The sequence below is a fragment of the Streptomyces sp. NPDC101165 genome, assembly GCF_044768135.1.
In the GTDB taxonomy this organism is placed as follows: domain Bacteria; phylum Actinomycetota; class Actinomycetes; order Streptomycetales; family Streptomycetaceae; genus Streptomyces.
The window spans coordinates 506,231-524,406 of record NZ_JBIWPG010000003.1 but is presented as its reverse complement, the minus strand read 5'-3'; the positions used below and the strand labels follow the sequence as shown (position 1 = coordinate 524,406).

General features: G+C 70.5%; 15 protein-coding genes. 2 read left to right on the top strand and 13 right to left on the bottom strand.

The window, feature by feature from the left end; translation table 11 throughout:
- From ACIRVH_RS09000 to ACIRVH_RS08985, 4 genes are all read right to left on the bottom strand, one after another.
- A complete protein-coding gene (locus ACIRVH_RS09000; protein ID WP_403949852.1) occupies positions 1-474 on the bottom strand; it encodes a hypothetical protein in 474 nt (157 codons plus the stop codon).
- 5 nt (positions 475-479) lie between these two features.
- Positions 480-701, bottom strand: a complete 222-nt coding sequence (locus ACIRVH_RS08995) for a hypothetical protein (RefSeq protein ID WP_403949849.1) — start codon at positions 699-701, stop codon at positions 480-482.
- 113 nt (positions 702-814) lie between these two features.
- The gene (locus tag ACIRVH_RS08990) at positions 815-1,954 is read right to left on the bottom strand and encodes an NAD(P)/FAD-dependent oxidoreductase (protein ID WP_403949846.1); all 1,140 of its coding nucleotides are present in this window, start codon (positions 1,952-1,954) and stop codon (positions 815-817) included.
- Entirely contained in the window at positions 1,954-5,346 is a 3,393-nt protein-coding gene (locus ACIRVH_RS08985; protein ID WP_403949844.1) for a LodA/GoxA family CTQ-dependent oxidase, read from the bottom strand. Before ACIRVH_RS08985 ends, ACIRVH_RS08990 begins: the two co-directional genes overlap by 1 nt.
- A 594-nt stretch (positions 5,347-5,940) precedes the next feature.
- On the opposite strand from ACIRVH_RS08985, the gene ACIRVH_RS08980 reads away from it, so the two are divergent.
- Complete coding sequence (locus tag ACIRVH_RS08980) at positions 5,941-6,444, top strand: NAD-dependent epimerase/dehydratase family protein (protein ID WP_403949841.1); 504 nt, start codon at positions 5,941-5,943, stop codon at positions 6,442-6,444.
- A gap of 178 nt (positions 6,445-6,622) precedes the next feature.
- Here the strand turns inward: ACIRVH_RS08980 and ACIRVH_RS08975 are convergent, their stop codons facing one another.
- Positions 6,623-6,778 carry a hypothetical protein gene (locus ACIRVH_RS08975; RefSeq protein WP_403949838.1) on the bottom strand — a complete coding sequence of 52 codons (156 nt, stop codon included), beginning with the start codon at positions 6,776-6,778 and terminating at the stop codon, positions 6,623-6,625.
- An 840-nt stretch (positions 6,779-7,618) separates the two neighbouring features.
- On the opposite strand from ACIRVH_RS08975, the gene ACIRVH_RS08970 reads away from it, so the two are divergent.
- On the top strand, positions 7,619-10,234 hold the full coding sequence (locus tag ACIRVH_RS08970) for a ferritin-like protein (RefSeq protein WP_403949835.1): 2,616 nt from the start codon (positions 7,619-7,621) through the stop codon (positions 10,232-10,234).
- 184 nt (positions 10,235-10,418) lie between these two features.
- On the opposite strand, the gene ACIRVH_RS08965 is transcribed toward ACIRVH_RS08970, so the two are convergent.
- Genes ACIRVH_RS08965 through ACIRVH_RS08930 form a run of 8 tightly spaced genes read right to left on the bottom strand, consistent with a single transcriptional unit; the run spans position 10,419 to position 17,566 of the window.
- A complete protein-coding gene (locus tag ACIRVH_RS08965) occupies positions 10,419-10,559 on the bottom strand; it encodes a hypothetical protein (RefSeq protein ID WP_403949833.1) in 141 nt (46 codons plus the stop codon).
- Between the two features lie 50 nt (positions 10,560-10,609).
- Entirely contained in the window at positions 10,610-11,998 is a 1,389-nt protein-coding gene (locus ACIRVH_RS08960; RefSeq protein WP_403949831.1) for a nucleotide pyrophosphatase/phosphodiesterase family protein, read from the bottom strand.
- The gene (gene eboE / locus ACIRVH_RS08955) at positions 11,995-13,164 is read right to left on the bottom strand and encodes a metabolite traffic protein EboE (RefSeq protein ID WP_403949829.1); all 1,170 of its coding nucleotides are present in this window, start codon (positions 13,162-13,164) and stop codon (positions 11,995-11,997) included. Before eboE ends, ACIRVH_RS08960 begins: the two co-directional genes overlap by 4 nt.
- Positions 13,165-13,169: 5 nt before the next feature.
- A complete protein-coding gene (locus ACIRVH_RS08950) occupies positions 13,170-14,018 on the bottom strand; it encodes a TatD family hydrolase (RefSeq protein WP_403949827.1) in 849 nt (282 codons plus the stop codon).
- Entirely contained in the window at positions 14,018-14,671 is a 654-nt protein-coding gene (locus ACIRVH_RS08945; protein ID WP_403949825.1) for an EboA domain-containing protein, read from the bottom strand. The genes ACIRVH_RS08950 and ACIRVH_RS08945 overlap by 1 nt, the downstream gene beginning before the upstream one ends.
- Positions 14,665-15,507 (bottom strand): sugar phosphate isomerase/epimerase family protein, encoded by an 843-nt coding sequence (locus ACIRVH_RS08940; RefSeq protein ID WP_403949823.1) that lies wholly within the window; start codon positions 15,505-15,507, stop codon positions 14,665-14,667. Before ACIRVH_RS08940 ends, ACIRVH_RS08945 begins: the two co-directional genes overlap by 7 nt.
- Positions 15,504-16,424, bottom strand: a complete 921-nt coding sequence (locus ACIRVH_RS08935) for an SCO3242 family prenyltransferase (RefSeq protein ID WP_403949821.1) — start codon at positions 16,422-16,424, stop codon at positions 15,504-15,506. Before ACIRVH_RS08935 ends, ACIRVH_RS08940 begins: the two co-directional genes overlap by 4 nt.
- Positions 16,424-17,566: an inositol-3-phosphate synthase gene (locus tag ACIRVH_RS08930; RefSeq protein WP_403949819.1), complete on the bottom strand. Its 1,143-nt coding sequence runs from the start codon at positions 17,564-17,566 to the stop codon at positions 16,424-16,426. Before ACIRVH_RS08930 ends, ACIRVH_RS08935 begins: the two co-directional genes overlap by 1 nt.
- Positions 17,567-18,176: the final 610 nt, after the last annotated feature.

Here is an 18,176-nt window from a genome sequence, read left to right as displayed (position 1 = left end):
TCAATCTGATTGTGGAGTGCACGAAGCCGCAGGGGGATCGTTCTCGTTCACGATCCGCAACATCTCGGCGGACGGCGCGTACTGCTTGGTCACGATCTGGGGGCAGCGTCGGCACATGTTCGCGCCTTCCTGGTGGAACCAGCGGCACCGCGCACGGATCGGACACTTCGGCAGGTGCGCCACCACCTCGTCCAGCAACACAGTGCTGCGAGCGGAGATCTGGCAGGCCGCATTCCTGAAGTGAATGCAGCTTCCGGTACGGCACGGGGCCGCGAACCGAAAGACCTCGGTGGGCGAGGCCGGCTGTGCCAGATCGAGGACTTCCTGTGTCACCGGCATCGCATGGTCGGTGGGACGAACCCGTGGAGCGTCGGCCGAACCCGTGACGACACCGATCAGAACCGACTCGGAATGAGCAGCCGCGCTGGGGCAGAGGAGTTCTTCCCGCTGCCTGTCCGGCTCGTCGCGCGACATGACCGCTACTGGCCGGACTGGTATGGCTCGACGCTACGCACCTGGATTCCTCCGTTGGCCTCGTTCCTTTCCAGGCGCACTTCGAAGAGCGCATGCGGAAAATTCCCGGCCACGATGGGTCCCTGGAAATCCAGGTCGCCCGGCACGTTACGGGCGGCGAGAGCGATCGCGACGCCCTCGGCTGCGGCCCGCGCGATCTGCTCGGGACCAATTGCCTCACCGTTCATCTACTGCCCTCCGTTTACGTTGAGTTGTGCATCGAGTTGGAACGAACCATCGCCGCCCATGCCACCAGCAGGGCCGGGCGACACCACGCTGCCGCGCCGGTGCGAACGGCACGTCACCCACCCGGCCTCGGCCGCTCAGGCGAACGGCTACGGCGACGGGTCCAGAAGGGGGTGTCCCAGCGCTCCTCGGCCCGGTAACACAGCCTGCGGGCGTCCAGGTATTCCGCGTGGATCGCCTCGACCCGTGCCGCATACCGGCCGAGCGCTCCCTGGTCGCCGGCGGCGTCCGCTCCGACGGCCTCCGCCGCGGTGACGCCGGTGGCGAGCGCTGTGAGGATTCCCCGGCCGGCGATCGGGTCCGAGGCGGTGGCGGCGTCCCCGACCGCCGCCCAACCGGGTCCGGCTGCCGGGCAGGTGTGGGAGGTGGCGGCGCGTACCACCCGGAGCCGGACCGCGGCCGGGCCCGTGCTGTGGTCCACGCGTGCGCGGACGTGTGTGGTCGCCATCAGCTCCTCCCACCACTTCCGTGGCCGGTGGAAGGCGTGCCCGGCGACGACATCGGCGTCGGTCATCAGCATGGCGAGTGACGTTCCGTCCGGTAGCGGAGCCGTGTACCACCAGCCGGGCGCCGCGGACTCGACGAGCGACGTCAGCGACGGCGGCCGCGGCCGGACACTCGGAGCCAGGCGCGCTGCGAGAGCGATCAGGCGGTCGTCGCGCCTGACGGCCGCGCCCACACAGCGGGCGACGCCCGCTCCGGCGCCGGTGGCGTCGATGAGGTAGCGCGCGCGGACCGTCTCTGCGCCCAGCATGAGCCGCCAGTGGTCGCGGATCCGACGCACTGCCCTGACCTTGTGGGCGCTTCGCCCGGCCCCGGCATCACAGGCGGCCCTGAACAGCGCACGGTCGAAGTACGCGCGGTCGAGATGCCACCCCGGTCCGTGCATGCCGTACAGGAAGTCGCTGTCGGCGAGCTCCCCCCCTCCCCAGGACGACTGGTTCCCGAGGCACGGGGTGTGCGGTCCGTCGGCCACGCGGTCGAGGACACGGAGGCGTTCGAGCAGGGGCCGGGCCCTCGGTGCGAGGCTTTCCCCGAGCTTCCACTCCTGTCTCCGGCCGGGATCCGCGACGACAGGGTCCGCCAGGATGACCGAGGCTCCCTGGCGCACCAGGGTCAGCGCGGTCGCCGACCCTGCGGGTCCACTGCCGGCGATCACCACGTCGCAGACGGTCTCCCCGGCGCCGGGTGTCATCAGTGGACCACGCCCATCCCGTGCAGCACCGGTTCGCCCCCGTCCGCCTCGGGAACCGCGATACCGGCCGCCGGGAGCACGATCGCGTCGAGCAGCACGGGTCCCGCCAGTGGGGCGGGGCCCGGCAGGGGACACCCCTCGGTGACCCACCAGCGCGCGATGTCGGTGCCGGTCTTCTCCGTGCCCGGTACCACTGCCTCGAAGGCTGCCCCCATCGCATTGGCCGGAGCGATCAGATCGGTGATGAACCCGCTCTCGTCCGGATGGCCCGGCGAGACCAGTTGGTTGTCCGGATGGGCGAGCGCCGCCAACAGTGCCCCCGGCGGTTGGGTGAACCACCAGGCCACCGACTCCGTTCTGGTCCGCGGCGGATCGGCCGGATCGGTCGGGTCGGGGCCGGTGAGGAACGCCTTGGTGTGCGCGGGGTTGCCCGCCTGACGGGGGCGGAGCGCGTTGACCAGGAGGGTCATCGCCTTCAGCGGGGTCAGCACCGGTTCGGGCGGCGGAGCAGTGAGCGAGCGCGTCCACTGGCGCCACAGCTCCAACTCGCTTTCGGAGAAGACCTTGTACATGGGGCCCGTGTACGTCGTCTTCTCGAAGAAGGAGCTCTTGTCGGGGTCACCCGGCACAATGAGGCCGGAGTCCTGGAGCTCCTGCAGCAGACCGGCCGGGTCGAGGAACCAGTCGTTGAGTTTGTTTTCGCCCAGCATCTTCCCGTCATGGTTCTGGGCGGCGTAGGGGGCCTTGCGGGCGATGAGGTCGAGTACTCGGTCCTTCGGGGAAGGCGGGTTGAGCAGCAGGTCCCACAGATCATTGGCCAGGTTGCCGACGGTGGCGAAGGCGACGTAACCGTTCCAGATCCGCTGCCACTGCTGTTGCACGGCGGCGTCGCCACCGCCCTCGTAGATGCCGTCCAGGTACTGGACGACCGCGTCACGCGCCTTCGCTCCGTGGCCGTTCGTCGCGTTGTCGATGCCGATGTGCATCGTGTAGAACTGCGGATTGATGCCGTAGTACTCGAACAACCTTACGGTCGGCTTGAGTCCGAGCACCTCCCACTCCAACCACAGGGTCATTCCGAGGATTTCGGGGAAGAACTCCTCGGAATGCTGCGAGATCGCCAGCTCGAAGGCCGCGGCTGTGTAGGCCGAGTCGAGCATCTCGGGCAGCATGGCAAACTCGTACGAGTCGACCGGGGGCAGATACAGACCCACGCTGTGGAGCAGGTCGGTGTAGAGGTTGGCATGGTTGAGAGCCGGGTTGCCGTTGCCCTGCTCGTCCGTCCAGATGGCGAACAGCAGGGAATGGACCTCGCTGATGGGTCCGGCCTGGGTGACGTTTCGCAACCAGGCGCCGTCCATCAGGTTGAACGGTGCGAGCTGACGGATTCTCTCCACCACGTCCTGGCGCGAGCGGAAGAGCGAGCGCGCGGGATCCGCGTCCTCACCCGCCTGTACGAGATCGCTGTAGATGAGCTCGAGGCGGGACTTGAAGGCCTCGGGCGAGTACCGGAACGGGCGGTACGACGGTTGCACCGTCGGGTTGGACGCGGCGTGTTTCAGCAGGTCCTGTGCGTATTGATGGGCTGCCTGCGCCTGCTTCGGGAAGCGGTCCGGATGCTGCAGAAAGTAGAACCACTCACGATCGCTGAGGCCGACCTGCCCCGCCCGCTCCGTCTCGACCAGCACAGTTCCCCCGGACGCGTCGGTGCGTGCCACGACGAAGCCGAGCTGGCTCCATTTCTCGACCATGTCGTTGTCGCCGGAGTGTCCGCGGATCTTGTCCCAGGCGCTATGTACACGGTGTGCGTAGTCATCGTCGGTTTCGCCGTGTTGCTGCGCCAGCTGCGGTAGGTCCACCGCTTGCAGGCCGATCCCACGGTCCCAGGGCGTCCGGTACACGTACTGTTCCCCGGCTCCTTCCGCCGCCGTGCGGATCAGCTCGCGGTACTGCTCCTCGGGCAGCACGTCGTCCGGGCGCTGGGCCGGCCACCAGTGCGTGTTGCACTCGTAGAAGTCGGCCTGCCAGGGGACGGCCATGTACTTGGTCACGTCTCCGGGGGCGAGGCCGTCGCGCAACCGGAAGGCTCCCGCCCAGGTGGCGGGATCGTCCGCGATGAACGTCATCTCGATGCCGGGGAAGAACGGGCCCCCGTTGCATGCTTCGAGTGCGGCTCGGACGAGGGCGTGCGGCTGTTCTGCGAGCGGGAGATCCGCCAGCGGCACGGCGCTGGTTCCGTCGGTTCCGTCGGTTCCGTCGGCGACGAAGTCTCCGGACGCCCAGCGGCGCATCCGCTCGTACTGGCCCGGCAGGATCGTGAACCAGGTCCGCGGTTTGCCCTCGACGGGATCTCCGTCGTCCCCCGCGAGCTGAGGCATGAACGTGTAGTTCGCCTGGGTCACGTCCTCGGCGCCCGGGGTGCGCAGTCTGCCGAAGATCTTCTTGCGCGGCGGCGCGTCCTCAGCGGCGTTCGAGGCCAGGCGGGCGAGACGATCGGGATCGAGGAAGTCACCGGCATGTCCGTCGCCGTGGCCACGCACCGCGATCCCGCTCACCCAGGCGTATCCGCAGATGCGGGTGAGCAGCGGCAGGATGTCGCGGCTGAACGAGACGTCCGAGGCCCGCGGCAACCAGCCGGCGTTCTCGGCGACCTCGCGGGCGACGTCGTAGAGCGTCACCAGGTTGGTGGTGTCGGGCGCGAAGTCGGGCGGTGCCACGAGCACCCACGCGGGTGTCACCGGAATCGTCCGCCCCTGGCCGACGGTCACGGTCGCGGTGACCGGGCCGTCCGAGGTGTCGTCGAACCAGTAGTCGTTGTTCGCGTAGTTCGTCACCAGGTTGGCGGGTTTGACGGACGCCGAGTGTCCGAAGCCACCCAGGACCAGCAGGCGTCCGGCCTCGTCCGTGCGCAGCTCTCCGAGCGGGACGGGGGTGCGCAGGAACGTACCGGTGTCGAACTTCGCGCCGCTGCCATCGGCGTTCGCGCCCTCGACGCTGCGTGGGCCGGGGCTGATCACCAGTGCCGCTCGTTGCTGCGGATCGGACACGCCGATCGTGGCGTTGCGCCGGTTCTCGGGTGCCTCCGACTGATGGAAGCGCCCGTGGAACTTGAACCAGGCCGCTTTTCCGTTCGCGAGCTCGACCGTCCACCGGACGGTCGCCTCGTTCGAGGTCACCTCGCCCAGCAGGTTGTGGTCCTTGTCGTATCCGTACAGACGGAAGCGCGCAGCCTGTCGTTTGACCCGTCCGTCGGCGTCCTTGAAACCGTCCTCCGGACGCGCCGCCACTCCAGGTGCCTCGGGCCCGACGAAGATACCGTCCGGGCTGTTCCCGAGGCGCGCGACTCCGACTGTCGGGTGAATTTCGCAGTAAGCAAGGTCGTCAAGGTTCACATCATGAGTGACTACCCACCGCTCCTGGTCCCGCCCGGCGGTCGTACACAAGTACGCACGTATGAGTCATCTGCGCAGTCGGCTGCGGATCGGCTCTTGGCCGACTGCGGGCGGCTTGCCCGATCGGGCAATACCCCATGGCATATGCATGTTCCTTGATCGTCGGCAGACGGCGTCCGGCCGACCGGAAGAACACCGTGCCCGTCTACGCCATAGCCCATCTGCAGGAGGCCGTCGGCAGCGCAACCGTCACCTGTACGTCACGCGCCCCGGAACGTGACGTACACCGGCGGCCGGAACCGGGAGGGTAGGACGCCCGCGCCGGGCGCGCGCTCGCCCCCACCGCCCCATCGTCCTGTGCGCCCGCGTGGACCGGGGCGCGGCCCTGCCCGGCTGTCGCTCCCTCACCGTCCGGGCGGCCGACGCCCGTCGATCCCCGGAGAACCGATGACCACGATCGCCTTCACCGGTGCGCGCGACTTCTGCGGCTCATAGATCGCCGCCACGACCGCGACCCGCGGCGCCGACGTCCTGTGCGTCGGACGACGCCCCGGCCCGGTCGGCCAACACGTCCCCTGTGACGCCGCGCGCGAGGTGCCGGACCTGTCCGGCGCCGACTTCGTCGTGCACTGCGCAGCGGCCGTCGGCGACCCAGTGCCCGGCTCCCCGGCCGAGGCAGCCCTGCACGCCGTCAACGTCGACGGCACGGCGCGGCTGCTTCACGGCCGCCGACCGGCCGGTGGTGTGGTGAGCAGCGCCAGCGTCTACGAGCCCGGCCCCGGGCGCTCCCGCATCACCGAGAACCATCCGGTGCGCGGGCACCTGAACGCCTACGGCCGCACCAAGGCCGCCGGTGAGGCGCTGGCGCTCGACGCGGGCGCCGTGGTATTCGGTCTACGGCGCTGGGGACCCGCACCTGGTGCCCCGGCTGCTGTCCCGCGTCCGCCGCGGGCTACTCCTGCTACCCGGACCCAGCGTCCCCCTCAGCCTGACCGCCGTCGAGGACCTCACCGACGCCTGTCGGCTGGCCGCCGGGCGCGTACAACATCGCGGACCCGACGCCGTACGACCGGGACAAGGCGATCCGGACAGTCCTGAACGCCCACGGCGTACGGGCGCGCATCGGCCACATCCCGGTGCCGATGGCCCAGGCCGCAGCGACCGCCGCGCAGACGCTGGCCCGGCTCCGCCAACCGGTGAACGGCCGTAGCGCGACAGGGTGGTTGACCAAGGCGCAGGCAGCGAAGCCGGTGACTCCGCGTGGTGAGGGGAATCTTCACACGATGCCCTCCAGCAGGAACGGGAGCGCCTCGCCGCGGAGGAGCACGGCCTCGTCCAACTCGCGCAAGTGAAACCGGATCACGGCACGCCGGGCCCGCAGATCCTCACTGTCCACCGTCCCCGACTCCACCGCGGCCACGTACGCGCCCACGTCCCGGAACGCACCGACCTGATCCACAGTCAGCCCGAGCGCCCGCGCGAGCGCAGAGCCTATTACGTGTTGGCATCGCATGAGCGCCCTTCCACCAGCGCCGGTGGAAGTCCCCAGCCCCGAGCTGAAGCGTCGCCCGGGCGAGGCCATCGTGCCGCCCGGAGCATTGAAACCTTGCCCCCCAGGTGCCCGGCACTGGCCAAACTCGGGCTCTACGGGCCGCGGCTACCGGACCTGCAGAGGCGGGCCCCGGCGCTGCTGCAGCACGGACTGCGCGCGCAGCACGGCTCCGCGCCGCGGCTTCCGGCTGCCGCGGCCATCATGCCTCCCCCTCATGCCTGGCACCGGTCGGTGTCCGCACCCCAGCCGTTGACTCGGCGACCGCCGCGCGATCCAGACGGGCCGGCCATTCCACGAGCGTTTCTGGCGCCTTGTCAGCCGCTCCCCGGAATGCCGGGAAATTCCACGGAAAACCCCACCCGTTCGGCTTGATTCCCTGACCGCCAGGCGTGGCATGAACGGGGCGTCTGTCACCGCCGAGTCCCCACACCGCCCCCTCCTGGCCAACACTGGATACGTGTCCGGTGAGCCTCCCGCGTCCGAACGGAGTTTCCGTTGAGTTATCTTCAGTTCCCGCGCCTGCACTTCTCAGGAAGGTTCGTCTTCGACCCTTCCACCGTCAACAACGACCCGGAGCACTTCGACAACGACACGTTCCAACCTCGTTTTCACAGACGCAGCCGGGTCGGAGAGGACGGCTGGTGGAATCCGCGGGGAAGCGCCTCGTTCCGCCTGCTCGACTGCAGGGTGACCAGCGTCGTGGGGGCGGATGGCCGCCTAGTGACGTCTGGTGCGATCGAGCCCGTCGTCGGCGGCTCCCTGGTGGACGACGGCGATCGCGTCAGCGCAAAGATCCAGGACCTGGACCCGGTGCAGCAGGGCGTTTCCCAGATCTGGGGTCTGCGGCTTCGGCTGTCCGACAGCGGGCAGCGGCAGGTGCTGTACGGGGACTTCCGCCACGCCTCATTCGTCGACCTGTGGGGGCGCTGCCCCCGAGCCACAGGCCTGGACAGCTATTCGGCCGTCTACCAGTCCGTCATCAGGCTCAGTCCTGACGAGACGGACACGGGGTCGTCGCCGTTCCTGAAGGAACTGGTGGAGAGCACGGCCGATGACGAGTTGTCCATCAAGTTCATGCTCGACGGCTACGAAGCCGACTGGGACTCGCCGCGGTTCGGCACGGGCCGCATCGTGGGCTCCATCGGGCCGACCGCCTCCGGAGAGCCCCGGCACTTCACCGCGGCGCGCCGACTGCGCCTCCCCGCCGAGGGGGGACCCGTCATGGACGCGCCGTGCCGCATCGACGGGCAGGACCGGCTGCACATCGATCTGGGCAACAGCGTCCCCACCAGTGCCCCCGGCGGCCCTCCCCTCGACAGCATCGGCCCCATTCAGGTGGTGGCCCTGCCGAAGGGCGACGGCGAGCCGGAGGTGCTGGCTCAGCTCGGCCCCCTCGACAACAGGTTCTTCACCGAGCGCGCGGGCATCGCCACCATCCAACTCGGGCAGGGCAGGACGGCGTTCTCGGACCGTCGGCTCGCCCTGAGGACTCTCGACGGCACCGTGCTGCTGGAGGAGAACAGCGACGCCAGCTTCGCCCGCGCCGACGACTCCGTCTTCCACGTCTACCCGCCGGTGCAGGCAGGGGAAGGCTCGACCACCACCATCCACGCCACCCGGTTCGGTGAGCCAGCCGCCAACGTCAAGATCGTTTTCGACAACGCCGCCATGGAGGACGCCAAGCGGCATTCCGACGACAACTCGCTGGTCGCACCGCCGATCCCGATGGGCGAGCGAGGCGGGCTCCAGCCGATCCAGCCCGTAACCACCGATCAGCGGGGGCAAGCCACGGTTCGACTGGCGGCGACTGATCCGGGCAACCCGCGCGGTTACACCGACGGACAGGTCTACAACGTCGATTACGGCCCGGAGTACTCGAGCGGCGGCGGGACCGTGATGCACACGGAAGGCCAGCTCAACGTGCTGGTCTGGGACGAGTACAAGGAGCCGGCGGACATCGCCTGGATCCCCGACATCAAACCGATCCTCCAGCAGTACGCCAACCTGTACCCGGTGATGCGGGACGTACTCGACCTGGCGAACTACCACGACGTCGTCAAGTACAAGAGCCGCCTGCAGCACGTCCTCACCGAGCCCGTGGATTCACCGAGCCACATGCCGGTCACCCGCGATCTGTCGCCGGGGAAGCGGGACGCGATCGTGAGGTGGCTGCGCCAAGAGCGGCCCCCTTTCCTGGCGCTCCGGAACGTCGATGACCTACGCCACGCACTCCAGCTCGCCCTCGAGCTTGAACACTCCACCATTCCGCCGTACCTGTACGCGCTGTTCTCCCTCAAGCCCGGCCGCAACCGCGAGGTGGCCGAGATCATCCGGAGCGTGGTGCTGCAGGAGATGCTGCACATGACCTTGGTGGCCAACATCCTGACCGCATTGGACGGGAAGCCCCGGATCGGTCGGCCGGGATTCGTGCCGACGTACCCGAACCACTTGCCCGCCGGGGTGCTGCCCGACCTCGTCGTCTCGCTGCGCCGGTGCTCGATCGAGCAGATCCGCGACGTGTTCATGGGGATTGAGAGGCCCGAGCGGCCTCTCACCAAGGCGAGGACGCCGTATCCAGAGCCAGTCGTCCCCGAGCGGATCGAGCTCAACGAGCGGGGCGAGGTCACCTCCTACCACTACGAGTTGCCCCAGAACAACACTGTCAAGATGGCCCAGGCCATCTCGGCAGAGGATCTGGACACCCATCTGTTCTCGCCGCTGAGGACTTTCTTCCAGGAGGCGGAGTTCGAGGAGTTCACCATCGGGTGGCTCTACACGCAGATTGCCAGAAAGATCAGCGAGATGGGGGATGGCATCTTCACCGGAAGGGACAGGCCCCAGGTGCTGAACTGGCCCGGCGGGGCGCCGGGGAACCTCCACAGGGTGTACGACGTTGCCACCGCCCACTCCGCGATCTACGAGATCATCTATCAGGGCGAAGGCACCATCGGCCACCCCGAGTACCAGGGGCAGCCCTCCCACTACTACCGGTTCCAGCAGGTCGTCAGAGGCAGACGCCTGATCCAGAAGGACGGCGCATGGGTGTTCGAGGGTGAGGAGATCCCTTTCGACCCGGACGGCGTGTACCCGGTGATGGACGACCCCGATACGTCCGCGATTCCGCAGGACTCCCCCGGCCGACTCCCGTCCGAGCAGTGCGACCGGGCGTACGGTGATCTCCTCAGGACCCTGAACCGGGTCTTCAACGGGCACCCCGAGCACCTACAGGAGGCAGTCTCGCTGATGTACTCCGTCGAGGTCCGCGCCAAGGAGCTGTTCCGGCACCCGTCCGCTCCCGGCGCCGATACCGTCCTGGGACCGAGCTTCCAGGTCTGACGCGACGCCGAGCGCCACATCCTCCACGCTCGCCACTCGCGCGGTTGCGTCCAGGGCCCGGCCGGATCATTACCCGGCCAGGCCCGGAATCCTGGTGCAGCGCCCGGGGCCGCAGGCCAGTGTCCCTCTGGCGCCACCGCCGGGGGCAGCCGCGCAGACCACCGGCACCGATCGGATACCACGGTCAGCAGGAGAACGGCGAGGCCGACCACGACGCAACGAACAGCGGCATGCGCCGGGCGGCCTTGTCCGAGCAGTCCTCGGCCACAGCGGTGGCCCCGCCGGCCAGGTACCTGCGCCGGGTCCGCCGTGGGTAGTCCTGCATGCCTGCCCGCCGTCCCGGCCAACGGGCTCGCGGTGCGGGCTGGGCACGCGCTAGCCGAGGCCCGCCAGCCGCAGGAGCAGCGGCTTCACATCGGTGGCCTCGACCCGACCGCAGACGGCCCCGGGAGCTGAGCACACGATGACCGGCCCGTCGCCGGGGTCCTCAGGCAGGCGGCCGTGGCTGCCGCGGACGGGCGAGGGGTCGAGTGGTACGACCGCCATGTGGTAGCGCATGCCGAGTCTCTTGCGGGCGAGCGCCCACATCGCCCTGGCCCTCACCCACGGATCGAGGGGATCCAAGAACAGCTCGGCGGGGTCGTAGCCGGGCTTGCGGTGGATCTCCACCGTCCGGGCGAAGTCCGGGGCGGCCGCGTCGTCCAGCCAGTAGTAGTACGTGAACCAGGCGCCGGGCTCGGCCACGGCGACCAGGTCACCCGAGCGCGGGTGGTCCAGGCCGTGGTCCTTCTTGCCCCGGTCGTCGAGAAGCCGGTCCACGCCCTCGAGGGCCAGGAGCGCCCCGCGGGCAGCCTCCATGTCCTCCGGACGGCGCACATAGACGTGCGCTACCTGGTGGTCGGCCACCGCAAAGGCGCGTGAGGCCGCGGGGTCGAGATACTCCATGCCGTCCTGGGTGTGCACCTCGAGCAGTCCGGCGCGGCGCAGGGCCCTGTTGATGTCGACCGGGCGGCTCACACGGGTGATGCCGTACTCGGACAGGACGACGACGGTGCGGCCCTCGGCCTCGGCGTCGTCGACGAGCGGGGCGATCACGGAGTCGAGTTCCTCGGCGGCTCGCTCGGAGCGCGGGTCGTCCGGGCCATACCGCTGCAGGTCGTAGTCGAGGTGCGGCAGGTAGGACAGAACGAGGTCCGGAGCGCTGGCGCGCATGATGCGGCGGGTGGCCTCGGCGATCCAGCGGCTTGAGTCGATGCCCGCGCCCGGTCCCCAGAAGCGGAGCAAGGGGAAGGTGCCGAGCGTCCGGGTGAGCTCGTCGTGGAGCCGGGGCGGGCGGGTGTAGCAGTCTGGCTCCTTGCGGCCGTCGGCTCGGTAGACGGGGCGGGGGGTGACGGTGATGTCGGTGCCTGCGCCCATCGCGTACCACCAGCAGACGTTGGCGACGGTGTAGCCAGGGTGGGCGCGCCGGGCCGCGTCCCACAGTTTGTCGCCGCGGACCAGTCCGTTGTGCTGGCGCCACAGGAGCACCTCGCCGAGTTCGCGGAAGTACCAGCCGTTGCCCACGGCGCCGTGCTCCGCTGGGAGCGTGCCGGTGAGGAAGGTGGACTGGGCCGCACAGGTCACGGCGGGCAGCACCGTCCCCAGGTGCGCCCATGAACCGGACCGGGCCAGCGTTGCGAGGCGGGGCATGCGGTCGAGGAGGCGCGGGGTCAGGGCTGCGACGTCGAGGACGAGGAGGGGCCGTGGCGGGCGGTGACTTGTCATGGCAGCTCCTTGAGGCCCAGATCGACCAGGAGGTCGCGGGCGAGGGCCAGTTCGGCGGCGATGCCTTCGGCGAGCTGGCCGGGGCCGCCGGGGCGCAGTTCCGAGGGGAGGGCCTGCCAGGTGTAGGTCTCGACTTCGAGGTGGCGGCTCAGCGGCGCCGGGCCGCCGATGAGGTGTTCGAGGGTGTCCTGGAGAACGGTGGTGGTGGAGGTGAGCGGAGGGGAGGGCGGCGCGTGCAGGGGAACGTGGAAGTGCGCGCGCCACGGCGACTCGTCCGGCAGGACACCGCCGGCCAGTGCCTCCGCAAGGTCGTCGGTGCCCAGCAGGCCGGCGGCGGTCCGGGTGCGGGTCTGGTGCAGGAAACGGGGCTCGGCGAATGCCGCGAGGGCCTCGCGTACTTCGGGCAGACAGGGGTTCTCGGCGTGCAGGGCGGCAGAGAGCTGGACCTTGGGTACGGGGATCCGGGCGGCCCGGAGGGCGTCGAGCGCGGTCCGCGGGTCCTCGAAGCAGGTGGCGAGGTGGCAGGTGTCCAGGCAGACGCCGATGCGGTCGCCGGGGACGGCGGTGAGCTGCGCGACGGCGTCGGCGGTGGTCTCGATCACGCAGCCGGGCTCCGGCTCCAGGCCCACGCGGACGCGGCGGCCGGTCTCCTCCTCGAGGGTGGCGAGCCGTTCCGCGAGCGCGGCCAGGGCGGCACGGGCGGCCCGCGCCCGGGCCGCGTCGAAGGGGGTTCGCCAGGCGATGGGGAGAGTCGAGACGGTGCCCTCCGCGGCGTCGTCCGGCAACAGTGTGGTGAGGAGCCTGGCCAGGTCGGCGGTGTGGGCCAGACGCTTGGGTTCGGTCCAGTCGGGCCGGTATACGCGGTACTTGACCTCGGCGGCGCCGAATCCTTCATACGGGAAGCCGTTGAGGGTGACGACCTCGAGGCCGCGCCGGTCGAGTCCGGAGCGCAGCCGGAGCAGGGCGGCGGGGTCCGTGGTCAGGGCGCGGACTGCCTCCCTGGCCAGCCACAGGCCGATGCCGAGCCGGTCCCGCCCGAGCAGCCGTCGCACCGGCTCGCAGTGGTCGCGGAGCTGGGCAAGCACCCCGTCGAGGGTCTCGGCCGGGTGGACGTTCGTGCAGTAAGCGAGGTGGACGACGTCGCCGTTGGGGTGGCGGAACCGCATAGGGTCTACTCCCCGCCGCGCAGGATGGTGTTGCCCTCGTAGGGGACGTCCGGTCTGCCGCGGTCGAGGCTCAGTCGTCCGCTCAGTCCGTAAAATGCCATGGGGTTGTGCCACAGCACCTGGTCGGCCTCGTCCTCGCTGAACCCGGCCCTCAGCATGGCATCGCCGACCCTGCGGGTCGTGAGAGGGTCGCTTCTGCCCCAGTCCGCGGCGGAGTTGACCACGACGCGTTCGGTCCCGAAGTCCTTGAGGACGGCGACCATGCGGTCCACGTCCATCTTGGTGTCCGGGTAGACGGAGAAGCCGAGCCAGGCGCCGCTGTCCTTGGCCTCCTTGGCCGTGGTCTCGTTGAGGTGGTCGAGCAGCACCCGCTCCGGAGGGAGGGCCGACTCGCGCACGACGTCGACGGTGCGGCGCAGGCCGTTGAGCTTGTCCCGGTGCGGGGTGTGGACGAGGGCGGGAAGCCCGTGGTCGTGGGCGAGCTGGAGCTGGGCGGCGAGCGCGGTGTCCTCGGCGGGGGTCAGGGAGTCGTAGCCGATCTCGCCGACGGCGACGACGTGGTCCTTGACGAGGTAGTGCGGCAGTTCGTCGATGACGGGCACGCACCGTGGGTCGTTGGCCTCCTTGGGGTTGAGGGCGAGCGCGCAGTGGTGGGTGATGCCGTACTGGGCGGCGCGGTAGGGCTCCCAGCCGAGCAGGGAGTCGAAGTAATCGAGGAAAGTGGCGGGAGAGGTGCGCGGCTGGCCCAGCCAGAACGAGGGCTCGACGACGGCCCGCACGCCCGCCGCGCGCATGGCCTCATAGTCGTCAGTGGTGCGGGACGTCATATGGATATGGGGGTCGAAGATGCGCATCAGGGCTCCTCTGCCTCGGCGGTCAGGGCCTGGACGAGATACAGGTCGACGGGTACGGGGCGGCCGGCGGCTGTGCATTCGCCCGTGTGGTCGGCGAGCATGCGGGCGAGTTCGGCGTCGCCGCGGGCCCGCCTGGCCAGGCCGGCGACCGCGGCCGCGGGGACCCCGGTGCACAGGCATTTGAGGACCGCGTGCCGCCAGGCGTGCGGGGCGAGGTGTTCGGCGGCGTACGGGCCGACGGCAGCGGCGATCAGGCGGGTGTCGCTGGTCCGCAGCGCGTCCTCCACGAGCGGCAGCCCTTCCGCGGGGGCGAGCTCCAAGCCGGGCAGGGCGAGCAGCACGGCGCGGCGTTCGTCGGCGGTGCCCCGGCGGTAGAGCCGCGCCGCGGTGGCGGCGCCGGCGCCTGCGGTGTGCAGCAGCAGGACGCGCGCCGTGTCGGCGGCGGTCTCGGAACCGCAGCGGCGGCCGGCCTCGGCGAAGCGCAACTCCCAGGCCGGCAGACCCCGCCGGTGTCCGGCCGGGGCCACGGCTTCGGCCGCCTCGGCAAGGGCCGCGCCGAGCCAGGCCCGGACGGCGGGCGGCAGCCGCTCGTCGAGGGCTGTGAACGGATTGTCCGTTGCCGCGTTCGTGGTGGTCGGTGGGGTGGTCACCATGTGCCTCCGTTCCGCAGGAAGCGCAGGGAGCGATGGGCGAGGTCCGGGCCCATATGCGAATGCCGGGGCAGTTCAACGACTGTCAAGCCCCGGTAGCCCGTGGCGCTCAGGGCGTCCAGGACGGGCGGGAAGTCGATTTCGCCTTCGCCGAAGGGCAGGTGCTCGTGGACCCCGCGGCGCATGTCCTCGATCTGAACGTGTCGCAACCAGGGTGCGGCGGCCCGCACGCAGTCGGCGGGCGGCTCGGGCTCGAGGCACTGGCAGTGCCCGATGTCCAGGGTGAGGCCAAGGACACCCGGGTCGCCGAGATCCGCGCGCAGGCGGTGGAAGTCGGCGAGGGTGCCGAGGAGGTGGCCGGGCTCGGGCTCGACGGCGAGGGGCACCCCTTCGCGTTCCGCCGCGGCGAGTACCGGTTCGAGCGCCTGGCCGAACCGCTTCCACGAGGTGCCGTCATCCGCTCCGTCCGGCACGGTGCCGCTGAAGCAGTGCACGGCGTGCGCCCCGAGTTCGGCGGCGATGTGCACGGCGGTCACCAGCAACCGGGCCCTGGTGGCGCGCGCTTCGGGGTCGGGGTCGATCAGGGACGGTCCGTGCTTGCGCCGAGGGTCGAGGATGTAGCGTGCGCCGGTCTCGACAGTCACGCCGAGGCCGAGCCGTGCGAGGCGCCGCGCCACTTGCCGGGCGCGGGCGGGCGCATCGGGGCCTGCCGGGTCGAGGTGCATGTGGTCGAGGGTCAGCCCAACCCCGTCGTAGCCCAGGTCGGCGAGGAGTGCGAGGGCGTCGTCGAGCCTGAGGTCGGTCAGGCCGTTGGTGCCGTAGCCGAATCGCAGGCTCATGTCGGGCTGACCCTCCGTGAGAGCCTCCGCGCGGCCGGCGCCAGGGCGATGATGGCCGCTGCTGCACCGACCGAGCCCTCCCGCGCGGTCAGTGCAGCCTGCAGCGGGATCATCGCCCGGATTCCGCCACCGACGGCCCGCTGGGTGAGGGCGGGCGAGGGGTCGAGTGCTGCACGGATCAACGGCCCCGCGGCCGTGGCCGCATACCCGGCCGCGAGCCCGGCGCGGGCGGGGCCCCCGGGGGAACGGCTCCGACGCCGCCCGAGCCCGCGCCGACGGCTCGTCACGATCCCCACCGCTGCCGTCGTGCCGAGCGCGGCGAGGGGGGCGGTCACCGAGCCGCCCAGCGTCTCGTGGCGGGAGACCATCGTGACGGCGAAGGTGTGCGCTCCCAGGGCGGCCGCCGGGCCCAGCGCCGCCCGAGTCCCCGAGCGGGACGTGGCCGCGGCGCCCAGGAGCAGGTCCAGACAGCGGGCCGCCGTCATGACTGCCGGGCCCGCCTTGGTCCGCTTCAGGCCCAGGTCATACGCCCACGCCGTGGCCGCGAGGACCGTCGCGGCCCGCGCGGCTTCGCGGCCCGCGTGGCGAGCCAGCGCCAGGCCGGCCGCTGTCAGGCCCGCCGAGGCCGCGAGCGCGGTGCCCGGCCTGATCCGCCCGGAGGGGATCGGGCGGTGCGGCCGGCAGGCCGCGTCATGGTTCCGGTCCGCCCAGTCGTTAAGGGCCATCCCTGCCGCGTACAGGCACAGTGAGGCGCCCATCGCGAGCCCGGTGCTGCGGGTCGGTCGCTCCCCGGTGGCCGCCGCCCCGGCGAGCGCGTCACCCGGAACCGTGAGCAGGGCGGAGACTCTCAGGAGTTCTGCCCACGCACGCAGCTGGGCCCCCGGCCGCGCGGCGGTTCCCCGGCCGTCGGCCGGCATCACCGTGGCTCCCGCAGGCGCTCGGCGAAGCCCAGCAGGGCCGTGTACTGGTCGGCCAGCGCCGAGGAGCCGCCGTCGGGGTCCTTGAAGTAAAAACCCAGCTCCGGGCGTGGGCCCGTGATACCCGCCTCGTGGGCGCGGGCGAGCAGCCGCGCCAGGTCGAGGACCAGGGGCGCGGCCAGCGCGGAGTCGCAGCCCTGCCAGATCGTCTGCAGGAACATCCGCGCACCGAGGAAGCCGTCAAAGGCGACGTGGTCCCAGGCAGTCTTCCAGTCCCCCAGCACCGGCACGTCGTCGATGTGCACCTTTCCTTCGGGCAGCGAGCCGAGAGTCTCGTACAGCGTCCGGTTCTTGCCTGCGCTCTTGGCGGCGGCAGCCCCAGGGTCCGCCAGCGCGGCGCCGTCCCCTCCGCCGAGCAGGTTCGTTCCGGACCAGGCGCGCACGACCAGTGCGCGCTGCTGGAACATGGGCGCGAGCACGGCCCGGAGCAGGGTCTGCCCGGTCTTGCCGTCCCGGCCCGCGTACGGCACTGCCGCGTCGCGGGCCGCTGCGCGCAGCGCCGTGTGGCCCAGGCCCGGGGACGGTGTGAAGTTGACATAGGGGCATCCGGCGCGCAGCGCGGCCGCCGCGTACAGCGAACTGGGGGGCAGACGGGCGTCGCCCGCGGCGGGCGCGGGCTCCGTGGTGGCGACGTTGACCACGACCGTGCGAGCCGCGCCGCATCGCCCCGCGAAGCCGGTGATGTCTGCCGCGAAGCCCGCGATCAGCTCCTCGTCGCCTCGGCGGTCTGCGGGCAGCGGTCCGCCGATCCGTATCTCCGCGTCGGCGGCGGCGAGTTCGGCGCACACCGCGGACGGCAGCCCGTGTGGCAGCACTCCCTCAGCGACCAGCGACTCTGCCTTCTTGGGCAGCGGGCAGTCCACGGTGTCGTGCCCTCCGAAGACGAACGAGGACAGGGAGGGCAGCCTGCTCTCCGCGAACGGCGGGGTCTCGGTGACCATACCGGTCGGCGGCCGCAGTCCAGCGGCGACGGCGGCGCACCCCACGATCGCCGTCGCGGCGACGGAGCCCCGGGCCCCGACGAACCACACTCCGGTCCGGGATCCGGCCTCGGGTTCAGACCTGTTGGTGTGAAGGGACACAGGCTGCCTCCCAAAGGCGCCGACTCTCGGCGATCTCTAATCCTGATATCACGGAACAAAGCGCTATCGCCTGTCTAGCATTTTGATGCTTACGTCCCTCTTGTGCTGGTTCCATGGCCCGTGGCCGCGCGACCCTGCCGCCGAGTCGCACCAGCTTGACAACCTCCAGTGGATAGGTGGTGCCGCGTACGCGATCGAGGCCGACCTGGAGCGCAACGAAACGTGACGGGCTGTCGGCGTTGCGGAAGCCGAAAGGGTCATCGCAGCAGGTCAAGCGGCATGCCATGCTCATGGTTGAGTCCGCCCAGACTGGGGTGCCTGCGTACGTCCAACCGGAGGATCCGGTCCGGCTCGCCGGGCATGTCGTACCGCTCTTCCGCAAGGTGCCCGGTCGGGAACCTGCTGCGGGCGGCTGCCCGAGGACGGTGCGCACGGACGCCTGCGCGCCTGAAATCCCAGGAGGTGCGATGCCTTGCTCTGGGATGCTTTGGCAAGCCCCCTATCGAAGAGCCGTGCGTGATCGTTTTTGACTCGAACGCGCCGTTCCCCGGCCATGGTGCACCCTTCACTCCCAGCGCCCACATCCCGGTCCGACTCATCCCGACCTGGT